This window comes from Psychrobacillus faecigallinarum, assembly GCF_014836595.1.
Taxonomy (GTDB): domain Bacteria; phylum Bacillota; class Bacilli; order Bacillales_A; family Planococcaceae; genus Psychrobacillus; species Psychrobacillus faecigallinarum.
Genome location: NZ_JACSQO010000006.1, coordinates 192604 through 205982, shown reverse-complemented (window position 1 = coordinate 205982; position 13379 = coordinate 192604). Strand labels below are relative to the sequence as shown.

The 13379-nt window shown below is 38.1% G+C and carries 17 protein-coding genes; 2 read left to right on the top strand and 15 right to left on the bottom strand.

Going from position 1 to position 13379, the window contains the following annotated elements:
* The first annotated feature begins 271 nt into the window (after positions 1–271).
* Positions 272–931, top strand: a complete 660-nt coding sequence (locus H9650_RS13215; RefSeq protein ID WP_191697397.1) for a polysaccharide deacetylase family protein — start codon at positions 272–274, stop codon at positions 929–931.
* A gap of 37 nt (positions 932–968) precedes the next feature.
* On the opposite strand, the gene H9650_RS13210 is transcribed toward H9650_RS13215, so the two are convergent.
* Complete coding sequence (locus H9650_RS13210) at positions 969–1652, bottom strand: KinB-signaling pathway activation protein (RefSeq protein ID WP_144541036.1); 684 nt, start codon at positions 1650–1652, stop codon at positions 969–971.
* 136 nt (positions 1653–1788) lie between these two features.
* Between H9650_RS13210 and gerD the strand changes: the two genes are divergently transcribed.
* Positions 1789–2370, top strand: coding sequence for a spore germination lipoprotein GerD (gene gerD / locus H9650_RS13205; protein ID WP_144541034.1), 582 nt, complete (start codon positions 1789–1791; stop codon positions 2368–2370).
* A gap of 31 nt (positions 2371–2401) precedes the next feature.
* Here the strand turns inward: gerD and H9650_RS13200 are convergent, their stop codons facing one another.
* The 14 genes from H9650_RS13200 to rpsK all read right to left on the bottom strand — a co-directional run bounded on the left by H9650_RS13200 (position 2402) and on the right by rpsK (position 13354).
* Positions 2402–3454: an Mrp/NBP35 family ATP-binding protein gene (locus H9650_RS13200; protein WP_144541032.1), complete on the bottom strand. Its 1053-nt coding sequence runs from the start codon at positions 3452–3454 to the stop codon at positions 2402–2404.
* Between the two features lie 77 nt (positions 3455–3531).
* Positions 3532–4245: an N-acetylmuramoyl-L-alanine amidase gene (locus tag H9650_RS13195; protein WP_144541050.1), complete on the bottom strand. Its 714-nt coding sequence runs from the start codon at positions 4243–4245 to the stop codon at positions 3532–3534.
* A gap of 51 nt (positions 4246–4296) precedes the next feature.
* Positions 4297–5481, bottom strand: a complete 1185-nt coding sequence (locus H9650_RS13190; protein WP_191697396.1) for an MFS transporter — start codon at positions 5479–5481, stop codon at positions 4297–4299.
* 17 nt (positions 5482–5498) lie between these two features.
* Positions 5499–6002 carry a GNAT family N-acetyltransferase gene (locus H9650_RS13185; RefSeq protein ID WP_191697395.1) on the bottom strand — a complete coding sequence of 168 codons (504 nt, stop codon included), beginning with the start codon at positions 6000–6002 and terminating at the stop codon, positions 5499–5501.
* 185 nt (positions 6003–6187) lie between these two features.
* A complete protein-coding gene (locus H9650_RS13180) occupies positions 6188–6610 on the bottom strand; it encodes a GNAT family N-acetyltransferase (protein WP_144541026.1) in 423 nt (140 codons plus the stop codon).
* Between the two features lie 239 nt (positions 6611–6849).
* Positions 6850–7242 (bottom strand): 30S ribosomal protein S9, encoded by a 393-nt coding sequence (gene rpsI / locus H9650_RS13175; protein WP_144512714.1) that lies wholly within the window; start codon positions 7240–7242, stop codon positions 6850–6852.
* Positions 7243–7264: 22 nt separating this feature from the next.
* Positions 7265–7702 (bottom strand): 50S ribosomal protein L13, encoded by a 438-nt coding sequence (gene rplM / locus H9650_RS13170; RefSeq protein ID WP_144541024.1) that lies wholly within the window; start codon positions 7700–7702, stop codon positions 7265–7267.
* A gap of 171 nt (positions 7703–7873) precedes the next feature.
* Positions 7874–8620, bottom strand: coding sequence for a tRNA pseudouridine(38-40) synthase TruA (gene truA / locus H9650_RS13165; RefSeq protein ID WP_144541022.1), 747 nt, complete (start codon positions 8618–8620; stop codon positions 7874–7876).
* A gap of 14 nt (positions 8621–8634) precedes the next feature.
* On the bottom strand, positions 8635–9432 hold the full coding sequence (locus H9650_RS13160) for an energy-coupling factor transporter transmembrane component T family protein (RefSeq protein ID WP_144541020.1): 798 nt from the start codon (positions 9430–9432) through the stop codon (positions 8635–8637).
* A complete protein-coding gene (locus H9650_RS13155) occupies positions 9426–10301 on the bottom strand; it encodes an energy-coupling factor ABC transporter ATP-binding protein (protein ID WP_191697394.1) in 876 nt (291 codons plus the stop codon). The genes H9650_RS13160 and H9650_RS13155 overlap by 7 nt, the downstream gene beginning before the upstream one ends.
* Complete coding sequence (locus H9650_RS13150; protein WP_151112054.1) at positions 10277–11125, bottom strand: energy-coupling factor ABC transporter ATP-binding protein; 849 nt, start codon at positions 11123–11125, stop codon at positions 10277–10279. Before H9650_RS13150 ends, H9650_RS13155 begins: the two co-directional genes overlap by 25 nt.
* A 324-nt stretch (positions 11126–11449) precedes the next feature.
* On the bottom strand, positions 11450–11830 hold the full coding sequence (rplQ, locus tag H9650_RS13145; RefSeq protein WP_144541014.1) for a 50S ribosomal protein L17: 381 nt from the start codon (positions 11828–11830) through the stop codon (positions 11450–11452).
* Positions 11831–11883: 53 nt separating this feature from the next.
* Entirely contained in the window at positions 11884–12828 is a 945-nt protein-coding gene (locus tag H9650_RS13140; protein WP_144541012.1) for a DNA-directed RNA polymerase subunit alpha, read from the bottom strand.
* A gap of 136 nt (positions 12829–12964) precedes the next feature.
* Positions 12965–13354, bottom strand: a complete 390-nt coding sequence (gene rpsK, locus H9650_RS13135) for a 30S ribosomal protein S11 (protein ID WP_053591340.1) — start codon at positions 13352–13354, stop codon at positions 12965–12967.
* Positions 13355–13379: the final 25 nt, after the last annotated feature.

Genomic DNA, 13379 nt, shown 5'->3' with positions numbered 1-13379 from the left:
AGGATCAAACTCTCCATAATAGAGAACTTAAAAAGCTCATTTTGTTTTGCTGGCATCATCATTAAATGATGTCAAAATTGTTTTGCATCAACATAACCGAAGTTATTTGATGCTTTATGTCTTAACGTTTTGCATGTTCAGTTTTCAATGTTCATATAATGTATTTTGTCGTTTTGTTTTGGCGACCTTTGTATCTTACCATCGTTTAAACATGAATGTCAACACTTAATCATAAAATTTATTAAAACAAATTGAAAAGGTGTGTGTTTCTTTGAAAACAAAGCTTTTAATAACCATCTCCTCTGTACTGTTATTCATGCTTTTACTCTTTATGCCCAATACTTATTCTACTCTTCTTCCCGTCTTTCAAGTGACAGAAAAACCAAGCGTTATCTCCAAGGGTACCTATGGAAACACTGTCACTATAGATCTGACATTTGGCAGAGAGGATGTAGAAGCATTAGTAAAAGATTTAAAAGCACCTTATCCTCATTTTTTTATTAGCATTGAATGGATCGAGCGCTCTGAGCCGATTGTTAAATTGATGAAAGACAAAAAAATTCCTATTAGCCTGTTAGGGAAAGAGGGTTTACAGTATACCGAGGACCGCAGTCTCTTTAAAAAAGAAGTAGATAAATTTGAAAAAGCGATTGGTGAGAAGCCTAATTGGTTTAGAACTTCTGATTATGAGTTTCCAATGGAGCTTCAGAAGGATGCTTGGAAGGAGGAAATAAATCTGCTGGGATCTTCTTTAGTTTTAGGAGATAGCATTCCTAAGCTTGGGAAAGGAGATATACTTACCGTTCCCTTACACCAAGAGGAACGAATCGACACGGTCCAACTTGCAAAATATTTAAAATCTCAACCTTTTGTTACTATTGAACAAAATATATTTAATTTAAAAATGAAAACAAAAAGCATTCCTGATTAAAGAAAACTGCTCCGACTAATTAGTCAGAGCAGTTTTCTTATTTACCCTTCACAGCTGTTGCTGCTTCTCTTCTCGCTTTTCTGCGAGCTTCAAGTTTTAAACGATCTTCATCAGATTTAGCGTTGTACTTCGGTAAGGCCAACAATTGGTATGCATTAACTGCAAGTATGGGAAACAATAATAAAGTAACCCAGCTATCTACTTTGTCAGCATTAACCATTAAGACTGGAAGCCACTCTAACGTGGAAACTACTATCATAAAGAATACAGCCGAAATTAGCGCATGCTTTTTTGTTTTATTTGCTTTTATTATACCCACAACTACAGCCGTTATTATTAAAATGGCCAACAAGATTCCGTATAACCAAACTTGTCCCGTCGTTTCAGCATTTGGACGAAAGCGGAACATTATCAAATCGAATATCACAAACGCAATAATTAATAATTGTACCCAATTCCATAGTGTTAGAGTTCTAAATATATTTACGCCCATTTGATGAATGGTTAAATAAGCGAAGAATCCCATTTGGGCAATTACACTAATAGTGAAACCCATTACTACCATAAAAACAAATGCAGCAATAAATTCACTCCATTGTCCTGCTTCAAAATATTTTGCAAAGGCATCATCCCAACGGATGAACAAACCTAAAACTCCTGTAATGAGGCCGCCGATAATCATTGAATTAAGAAAGAATTTAAACCAATTTCGAATTGTCACAGCAAGATTTCCTCCATCTACTCTATTTCCTCTTACGATTGTATCAACGATTTGGGAAAAAATCTATTTCTTCATAAATGCAATACATATTTCTATTTTAAATGTGAACAATAATCGAAAGGATGGTGAGGTTTAAATGAAATATTTTGCCCTATTTTTATTGAGTATTGGGCTCCTAGCTGGTTGTAGTGAATCTTCTAGCACTCCTTCATATGAAGAAAACAAAAAGATGTTAATCGATGCATTGCAGACTGAGGATGGTAAGAAAGCTATACGCACCCTTTTAGAGGATCCTCAATTTCAAGAAATGCTTGTAATAGACAGTGAACAAGTAAAAAAATCGGTCGAAGAGACTATGCTTTCTAAGCAAGCAGAGGAGTTTTGGAAGGAACTTTATCAGGACCCTAAATTTTCTGAGACTATGGCAAAGAGTATGCTGAAACAACAAGAAGATTTGATGAAAAAAATGATGAAGGATTCAGAATACCTTAAGGACTTAGAGAGTTTCTTTAGTTCTGCTGAGATGAAAAAGGAATTAGAAAAAACACTAAAATCAAGTGATATGCGTAAAGAGATCCAAAAGGTTGTAGAAGAAACTATTCAAAGTCCAACGCTACAAACAAAATGGCAGAAGCTAGTAGAAGAAGCGGGCGCCTCAAAAGAGGAAAGTGGCGGTGGCTCTAAGAAAGAGGAAAGCAAGAAAGAGGAAGAAAAATAAGGCCGCTCCTATTAGGAAACGGCCTTTTTTTTTATGCTTTTTCTATAATTTTTTCAGCGATATCCAAATATATTTTGCCCGTCTCATGGGTTTCAGAATATACGGAAGGAGCAAAATCGATATCATTCCAGTCAGGCTGACCAAGAGGAATCTGACCTAGAAGCTCTGTACGAAGTTCTTCGGCAAGTTTAGGGCCTCCGCCTTTACCAAAAACGAACTCCTTCTCACCAGTAGACTTAGATTCGTACCATGACATATTTTCAATAACTCCTAAAATCTCGTGATCCGTTTGTAAAGCCATAGCACCCGCACGAGCTGCTACGAAAGCTGCTGTTGGATGTGGTGTAGTGACAACGATTTCTTTAGAGGCAGGCAGCATTTGATGAATGTCTAATGCCACGTCTCCTGTACCTGGTGGTAAATCTAAAAGCAAGAAGTCTAACTCTCCCCACTCTACATCTTTAAAGAATTGGTCCAAAACTTTCCCTAACATTGGTCCGCGCCAAACAACAGGAGTGTTGTTTTCAACAAAGAATCCCATTGATATTACCTTGACTCCTTTGCGCTCTACTGGAATAATACGATCTTCTTTGATTTGAGGAACGTCTTTTACTCCCATCATATCCGGTACGCTAAAGCCGTAAATATCTGCGTCTACTAAAGCAACCTTTTTCCCTAATCGAGCAAGAGCCACAGCCAAGTTCACGGATACCGTAGATTTACCTACGCCTCCTTTACCAGATGCGATAGAGATAATCTTCACTTTACTGTTTGGAGAAAGAATATCCTCGCTATCGCTCTCTTTTCCTTTTCCGCGGAACTGCTCTAATACTTCCTTAGGAAGCTCTTCAAAACGAATACCAACCGTGTTGGCACCAGCATTTTTCAATATTTCTACTACTTTAGTTTGTAACTGCATTTGCTCCGCTGAGTTAATCTTTGCAATTGCCAATTTGACACTAACATGATTTTTCTCTTCCTTTATCGAAACTTGAGAGATACCATTCGTTTCTTCAAGAGTTCTATGTAAAAACGGATCGTTTAATTCCCCAAGTAATGTACGAACTTGTTTCTCATTAATCATTGTGCAGACACTCCCCTTTAGTTAACTATTCGCAATATAGTATACCATATACGAGGGTCTACCATCCCTTCATCGGCTCAATAAACGCTTTCTTCTACGAATAATCTAATTCCATCTGCGATAGCATTTACCATATCATTTTGATATTTGTCCGATGTAAGCAATTCTCTTTCATCTGTATTGCTTATGAAACCAGTTTCCACTAAAACTGCTGGTGCTTTTGCTTTCTTCAAGATATAGACTTGCTTGATAGCGAGTGCCTCTCTTTCAGTATTACCAATATTGCTTTTAATGGATGATTGGATGGATTTAGCTAGTAGCTGTCCGCCCTCATGTCCCTCTGCGTGATAAAAAACTTGAGCGCCTCTCCATCTTTCCTCAGGAACAGCGTTGACATGCATACTAATGACCATATCCGGCTCAGAGTTATTCATAATCTCTTCTCTTAGCAATAAATCTGCACGTTTTCTCGCACGAGTTGTCGGGTAATCCTCATCAGGTAAATGCTCTGCCACAGCATCCCCCTCTTTTGTGCGTGTCATAACAACCGTTGCCCCTTGAGACTTTAAAATTTTTTCTAGTTTAAGAGACATAGATAGAGTTATATCTCTTTCCACTACTTCCCCATAACTCGCCCCGCCATCTATCCCTCCATGCCCTGGGTCGATGACAACCTTTACCCCACTTAATGGTTCTGGCAGGAAAAAACCAATATCACTTGCTCTTGTGCTGTAAGTTACCGCTAGTAGAGTGACAAAAAACAAAACACCGATTATAAGCCATTTTTTCAGGTTAATCGCTCCTTTTTCACTCATTATACGTAAGAGGGACAAAGAGTATGATTAGATTCTCGGCTTCATTTTAGAACTTATAAAAAATGATGGGACAGATAAAATAGTAATGAAAGATATGATAAAGAATACTGCTGCTCCACTTCCTACATTATCTAATAATATTCCTCCCAAACTAGGACCTATAATTCTTCCAACAGATTTTACACCTGTAAGAGCAAAATAAGTCCCTTTTTCATGATCCTCACACATACTATCAATATGTATATCTACCATTGTAAAAACCAGTACTTCTCCTGCTGTAAAGATAATCATCGCTACAATTAACACAATAATATTTGGACTTTGCCCGAAAATTAGTAATCCTATAGACAACATTCCACTTCCAATCATTAGTGAAGAAGTGGTACTGATCCGCTCTCCTAGCTTATAAACAAAGTATTGTATGATTAAAACCGTTATTGCATTTGTCGTAATCAACCATGAAAAATATTGAACTGCAAGCTCCGCGTCAAATGTCTTTCCTAAGTACTGACTAAAAGTCGAATCAAACTGACTATATCCAAAGGTTATAAAAATCAAGGCAAGCACAAAAATACTGAAAGCATAATCTTTTTTAAATACATGGAAAGATTGAAAAATAGATGATTTGGAAGAACTAGCTGCAGGTTTCTCCATCGGATACTTCTTAAATAACACCATAAACGTAATAATATTTACTAGAAAGATAAAACCGACACCGAAAAATATATTCTCAAGCCCGAACCGCTGAAAATAGACGGAAGTGAGAGGTGCTACAGCAGCAGAGATATTAATCAAAAAATATCGTATATTAAAGATTAATCTTCTATTCTCTGGTTCTGTGTAAAGACTTAATAGTACACGATAGGTTGGCTCAACTATTGATTGACTCATCCCTAGTAAAACCGCAAAAACAATAAACCCTGCATATTGATCGATAAATGGAAAGTAAATATAGCAGGCTAGATATCCGCTTAAACCAGTTAAGATAACTTTATTTTTTGGAAATTTATCAATATAGGGACCTACAAAAAAACTCATGAGAAGACCAGAAAAAGCCAAGGTGGATAATATAGCTCCTATCTGCACACCTGAATAGTCAAACTCATTTAACAAAAACAAAGTAAGATAGGGAATTACCAAAAATGTCCCAAACCTCGCTAAAAAAATGCTTACCAAAATGGTAGAAGTAACTACATTAAATTTCTTTCTCATCTCAACCCTACTTCTCTCTATTTTTCATATACATATAAGCAAACCTGCTTATCGCTTAATATTATTTCTCTTTCTAGCTGCATACCTATTTTTTCTGCTACCTTTCTAGACGCTAAATTTGGCTTTTGAATAAGCGATATAAACCTTCCCACTCCTAGCTGGTTTAGACCTCTTTGTAACAAAGTCTCCGCAGCCTCACTCGCATAACGATTTCCCCAATACTCTCTAGCAATCCAATAGCCAATTTCTAATTCCACTTGTCCCTCAATTAATTGTGGAACAATACCAGCATGGCCAATTGTCACTCCATCTTTCTTACGTACCAATAACTTTAACCCATACTCGTTGTTTTGCTCATAATGTTGAAAAATCCACTGTAAAAAATTGAAGGTTTCCTTACGATTCCTTGTCTTCCCGTTCCCTATAAATTCTGTCATTCTTTCGTCTGAAAGCATGGAATATAAAAAGTCTAAGTCAGCCTCTGTATAGAAACGAAAATCTAATCTTTCTGAAGAAAACATTCTCCCACCCCACTTTATGTATAATTGCTTACTTAATATACACTTACGCAATTTATGCTACAATCCCTTTTTCGGTAGAAGATAAATAATTCTTAATAATTTGTCATTAAATAAGATGTCCAGGTAATTATTTTTTTCAAAAAATAATAAGGTAGATTAGAGTCTAAGACCCAATCTACCTTTAGCTAACCCATTCTTTTTGCTAAGTAATACTGTTTACTATCCTTCGTAGGAAAATCATCTACGATACCAATTACTTCATAACCAAACTTTTGATAAAAATCAGGTGCTTGAAAGCTAAAGGTATCTAATTGTATAAGCCTACAGTTATGCTCTATCGCAAACTCTTCTATTTTAGTTAGCAATTCTTTTCCGTAACCTTGACCTCTCAAAGACTCATCCACCCATAGGAAATCAATATGAAGATGATACCAAAAAATTGTACCCGTAATTCCTCCGAGAATCTTTTGGTTTTCATCACGCAGTACGAAACTGATTTGTTTTTTCGGGTGTTTCACTTCCTCAGGAATATTAGCCATATTATGCTCAATAACCTTTTGTCGTATATAATCACTATCCACCTGATTCCATTGCTGTGTTATTTTCAAGCCCGACACTCTCCTATCCCTATTTTTTCCTTTACTATTATAACTTAAATACCTTTTAATACCATCTGTTATTTTTAAGTTAGTTACGTTAGTATATACGGCATTTCAATTAGTTTTTTGAAATAAAAGAATCCCTTCTTTGACATCTAGAAAGGATTAATAACTAAAAGTGAGAATGTTTGAATAAAAATAAAAAAACTCCCAACCATAAGGTTGAGAGTCTTTGTAATCTTGTAAGATTAACGTTTTGAGAACTGAGGTGCACGACGAGCGCCTTTAAGTCCTGGTTTTTTACGTTCTTTCATACGTGGGTCACGTGTTAAGAATCCTGCAGATTTTAAAGCTGGACGGAAATCAGGATCTACTGTAAGTAGAGCACGTGCAATACCGTGACGGATTGCTCCTGCTTGACCTGTGAATCCACCACCATTAACGTTTACATGAACATCATAGCTACCTAGAGTTTGAGTAGTTACTAATGGTTGTTTAATGATTTCACGTAAAGTTTCGTATGGTACGTAATCTTCTACGTCACGTTTGTTGATAACGATTTTTCCTTCGCCTGGTACTAAACGTACGCGTGCTACTGAGCTTTTACGGCGACCAGTGCCGATATATTGAACTTGTGCCAAGTGTATGTCCTCCTCTTAATTATTATCCGCGAAGCTCATAAGCTTCTGGTTGTTGTGCTGCATGTGGATGTTCTGCTCCAGCGTAAACGTGAAGTTTTCCGAACATTTGACGACCTAAAGTGTTTTTAGGAAGCATTCCTTTGATCGCTAATTCGATCATTTTTGTTGGGTACTTAGTACGCATTTCTAAAGCAGTACGTTGTTTAAGTCCACCAGCAAATTGAGTGTGACGGTAGTAAATTTTGTCATTTAACTTGTTCCCAGTTAAATGAATTTTTTCTGCATTGATGATGATCACGTGATCACCAGTGTCAACGTTCGGTGTGAAAGTTGGTTTGTTTTTTCCACGTAAAATAGCTGCTACTTCAGAAGCAAGACGACCAAGAGTTTGGCCTTCAGCGTCGATAACTAACCATTTACGTTCTACTTCGTGACCTTTAGCCATGAATGTTGTACGCATGTATTTTGTCCTCCTAATTCAATCATAATCGATCTATAATTTTCTATATCCTCATACCAATAAGTTTCGGGGCTTATATTGTGGGGTTAATGAAAATACCATACATCATCATAACCCACACACTGTTAATAGTCAAGTATTTTTCCATAAACACCTGGAAAAGTTGCTACATCATGAATACTCTACTTTTTCTAGATATAAACCGTGTGCTGGCGCGGTTTTACCAGCATTTTTTCTATCGCAAGATTGAAGAATTCCTGGTAGCTCGTCCACATTTTTTTTTCCTATTGCAACTTCCCATAAAGTACCTGCAATAATTCGAACCATGTTATATAAAAAACCATTACCGCTGATAACCATATGCAGCTGATTAGAGTCTTCTTTCCATTCAAAATCTATTGACCTTACTGTTCTGACAAAGTCTTTTATACTAGTTTTAGATGCACAGAAGCTAGAGAAATCATGCGTCCCTAAAAGGTGTACGGAAGCTTCCTTCATCAAATTTACGTTAGGCTTATATCTATCCACATGGACAGTATAATTACGCTCAAATGGGCTCTGAATCTCATTTAGCGTCCATTTGTATCGATAAGTTTTGCCCTCCGCATGATATCTTGCATGAAAGTCTGCAGCAACTTCTTCTACGGAATGTATTCGGATATCCTTTGGAAGTTGAACATTTAAAGCAGTTCTCCAGCGATCCATAGGTAAGTTGAAGTGACTATCAAAATGAATTACCTGACCTGTCGCATGCACCCCTGCATCCGTACGACCACTTGCTACTACCTTCACTAGTTCACCTTTATGGATTGTTTGTAGAACTCGTTCAAGCTCTAGCTGTACTGTTCTTTTTCCCGGTTGAACCTGATAACCAGAAAATTGACTTCCATCATAGCTGATGATAGCTCTTAAACGCATACCGTTACCTCCTATTACTGTCTAAAATAAACAAGTATAACTGCTAAAAGGACAAGTACAACTAGAATTGCCGTATCCTTTTTCCTCCACTCTAGCTTGCGATATCTTGTTCTACCTTCGCCACCTTTATAGCCGCGAACCTCCATAGCTGTCGCCAAATCCTCAGCTCGTTTAAAAGCACTCACAAATAGCGGAATCAGCAACGGCACAATAGCATTCATTCGCTCTTTCATACTTCCTGAAGTCATATCCGACCCTCTGGCCATCTGCGCTTTCATAATCTTATCAGTTTCATCCATAAGTGTTGGGATGAACCTTAAGGAGATTGACATCATAAGCGCTAATTCATGCACTGGGAGCTTCCATTTCTTTAAGGGGTTCAGAAGTATCTCTAAAGCATCAGTAATCGATATAGGCGTTGTAGTGAGCGTTAAAATGGATGTTAGTATAACGAGTACGAAGAAACGGATAGATATGAATATCCCCTGCTTCAAACCCTCCTCATAGATTTTTATAAACTTCCATTCAAAAATAAGAGCGCCCTCTCGAGTGAAAATTATATGCAATAAGAATGTAAAGATTATCAAAAAAACGACAGGTTTTAAACCATTGATTAGAAAGTATAATCTTATTTTTGACATACGGATTATTAAAAAAGTAAATAACACCAATATTCCATATGTGATCCAATTATTCGCGATGAAAACCACGGCGATAAATAAGAAAACAAAGATTAATTTAGCTCTGGCATCTAAGCGGTGAATTAATGAATCCCCAGGTATGTAACGACCAAAAATCATTTTTTCTAACATTCGTCCTCACACCCCTTTTTTAACAGGTGCGCCATTTCTATCGCCAATACTTCCTCTGTTAAACAGAGAATCGGTAGCCTTCTGCCCATCATTTGTTCTAATTTCCTTTGAAACTTTACTGTTTGTGGCAGCTCCAACTGATAATCTTTTAAACGAGTTTCATTTTCAAAAACCTCTTCCGGAGTGCCTTGCAACACACATTTCCCTCTATACATGATTGCTATTCGATCTGCGTATCTAGCTGCATCTTCCATGCTGTGCGTCACGAGGATAGTCGTTATTCCCTTCTCTTGATGAATGCGATAAAAGAGGTCCATGATTTCCTTACGACCCCTTGGATCTAAACCAGCGGTCGGCTCATCCAGTACTAGGACTTCTGGGTTCATGGCTAGAACTCCTGCTATAGCGACGCGTCTCATTTGGCCACCAGATAAGTCAAATGGAGATTTTTCCATGACCTCTTCAGGTAATCCTAGTAGCTTAACCAATTCTACTGCACGTGCCTTAGCTTCAGCCTCTGGTACACCATAGTTCATAGGACCAAACATAATGTCCTTGAGTACTGTTTCGTCAAACAACTGATGCTCTGGAAATTGAAACACTATGCCTACTTTTTGGCGCACTGCACGCAATTGTTTATTTTTCTTTTTACCTTGGACCTCTATCTCTCCTATCCTAACGGTACCTTCCGTAGGCTTTAATAAGGCATTCAAATGCTGCAACACAGTAGACTTTCCTGAGCCAGTGTGCCCTATAATAGCTTGATAAGAGCCAGAAGGTATATTCAAATCCACATCAAACAAGGCCTTTTTTTCAAAAGGGGTATCTTTTGCATAAGCATAGCTTACTTGTTGAAGTGTGATGTCCATAAATCGTTCACCAACTCTTCTTCTGACATATGTTCTGCGATTAGGGATATCCCTTGAGCTTTTATAAGCTTGGACATTTTCATCGCAAATGGCAAATCTAAACCTAAGTCCACTAATTCTTGCCCACGCTCGAAAATACCTTTTGGAGTATCCTCTACATATTTCTCACCCTGATTCATCATAATAACTCTATCTGCAAGCAAGGTTTCCTCTAAATCGTGCGTTATGGAGATAACCGTCAGATCCGTTTCTTCTCTTAGCTGACGAACCGTTGACAGCACCTCTTCCTTCCCTTGCGGATCTAGCATGGAGGTTGCTTCATCTAACAATAAAATGCGTGGCTGCATCGCAATAGCACCCGCTATAGCAACCCTTTGCTTTTGGCCACCTGACAGATGATGTGGCTCGCTATTCATAAAATCCTGCATATTGACCTTTGCTAATGATCGTCGTACTCGTTCTACCATTTCCTCAAAGGGGATCCCATTATTCTCTAGGGCAAATGCTACATCGTCCTGGACAGTAGCCCCAACGAATTGGTTATCGGGGTTTTGAAATACCATGCCCATTTTCGATCTAGTTTCCCAAAGATTTTCCATCGTTAACGTCTCACCAAAAATACGCACCTTTCCCTTCTGAGGAAATAGAAGACCATTCATTAATCGGGCTAACGTGGATTTACCAGATCCATTGTGACCTACAATAGCAACCCATTCGCTTTCACCTATAGAAAATGACACATTATGTATTGCGGGTTTGATATTAGTATTTTCTTCGGAATAGGTATATGTTACATCCTGTAAGGAAATAATTTCTGCTTTCATGCCCTTAACCTCCCTTAACTAAACTCTGCTCAGCTTAACTCCATATTAACAAATTTATAGACAAATTAAAAAAGCGCGCACCTCATTTGGAGAAATGCGCTCTTCTATAACTTATTTCTAGACTGGTTGCTCAAGACCAGTCAGAAAATGAGGTGCGTAGAGCTAGACGAGACGCTACTAATGAAAGTCCGCTCATCATAACACTCAGCTTTTATAATGTCGTATAAATCTGTTTGAAAAAAGAAGAGGGTGGTAGCAACACCAACATCCCTCTTCAGCTTTGAATTTTAACTTAGCAATCGAATAAACGACTGATCCATTAAATTAAACTAACTCAATTACTACAACTGGTGCTCCGTCTCCGCGACGAGGTCCAACTTTCATAATACGAGTATAACCGCCTTGGCGATCTGCATAACGTGGTGCTACATCATCAAACAATTTTTGCAAAGCAAAAGTTGTTGATTCTTCGCCTTCTTCATCAGTAGTAGTAACTACTTCACGACGAATGTATGCAGCTGCTTGACGACGAGCGTGCAAGTCTCCGCGTTTACCTAAAGTGATCATTTTTTCAACAACAGAACGTAATTCTTTTGCACGTGCTTCAGTTGTTTGAAGACGCTCATGAATAATTAGGTCAGTTGTTAAGTCACGTAACATCGCCTTACGTTGAGAACTTGTACGTCCAAGTTTTCTGTAACCCATGGATGTTTCCCTCCTTTGGTGAATAGTTCATATCTAGCTATATCAAAAATCGCTTAGTCTTCTTTACGTAATCCTAAGCCAAGCTCATCTAACTTAGCTCTTACTTCTTCTAAAGATTTACGTCCAAGGTTTCTTACTTTCATCATATCGTCTTCTGACTTGCTAGCAAGTTCAAGTACTGTATTAATACCTGCACGCTTCAAGCAGTTATAAGAACGAACAGAAAGATCAAGTTCTTCAATAGTCATCTCTAAAACTTTTTCTTTTTGATCTTCTTCTTTTTCGACCATGATTTCCGCAGTTTGAGCCTCATCTGTCATCCCTACAAAAATGTTCAAGTGCTCTGTTAGTATTTTTGCTCCAAGCGAAATCGCCTCTTTTGGACCGGTGCTGCCATCTGTCCACACATCAAGAGTTAATTTATCGTAGTTAGACATTTGTCCAACACGAGTGTTTTCCACTTGAAAATTAACGCGTGAAACTGGAGTATAAATAGAGTCGATCGGGATTACGCCGATAGGAAGATCCTCACGTTTGTTTTGATCAGCAGGAGTGTAGCCACGGCCTCGCCCTGCGTACATACGCATACGGAAATGACCATTTTTGCCGATTGTAGCAATATAAAGCTCCGGATTTAAAATCTCCACGTCACTGTCATGAGTAATGTCAGCTGCTGTAATAGTTCCTTCTCCTTTTACATCTATCTCTATGACTTTTTCTTCATCAGAGTAGATTTTAAGAGCTAGTTTTTTCACATTCATAATAATAGATGCTACATCTTCCACTACGCCTTCAATAGTTGAAAACTCGTGTAAAACGCCATCAATTTGAATAGAAGTAACTGCGGCTCCTGGTAAAGAAGACAGAAGGATACGACGTAAAGAATTGCCCAAAGTATTTCCATAGCCACGTTCAAGCGGTTCTACAACAAATTTACCAAACTTGGCATTTTCGCTGATTTCTACACTTTCAATCTTTGGTTTTTCAATTTCGATCATTCCAATTTACCCTCCCTCAAAACATCGAATGTATAGGTTCTTTCCATCATGAATTCGATCGTTTAACTGATTGCTGTGTTGCACAACCTCAGTCTGTACAATAAATGATGTTCTCAAACATATTGAGGATCACCTATTAAACGCGACGACGTTTTGGTGGACGGCAACCATTATGTGGTACTGGTGTTACGTCTTTAATTGCTGTAACTTCTAGACCTGCAGCTTGAAGTGCGCGGATTGCCGCTTCACGACCAGCACCAGGGCCTTTAACAGTTACTTCTAAAGTTTTTAAACCATGTTCCATTGAAGTTTTAGCAGCAGTTTCAGCAGCCATTTGTGCAGCGAATGGAGTAGATTTACGAGAACCTCTGAATCCAAGAGCTCCAGCACTTGACCAAGAAAGTGCGTTACCTTGCATGTCTGTTATAGTCACAATAGTGTTGTTAAATGTTGAGCGAATGTGAGCAATACCGGATTCGATATTCTTTTTCACACGACGCTTACGTGTTTGTTGTTTACGTGCCATGTTAAGAAGAAACCTCCTTTACCGA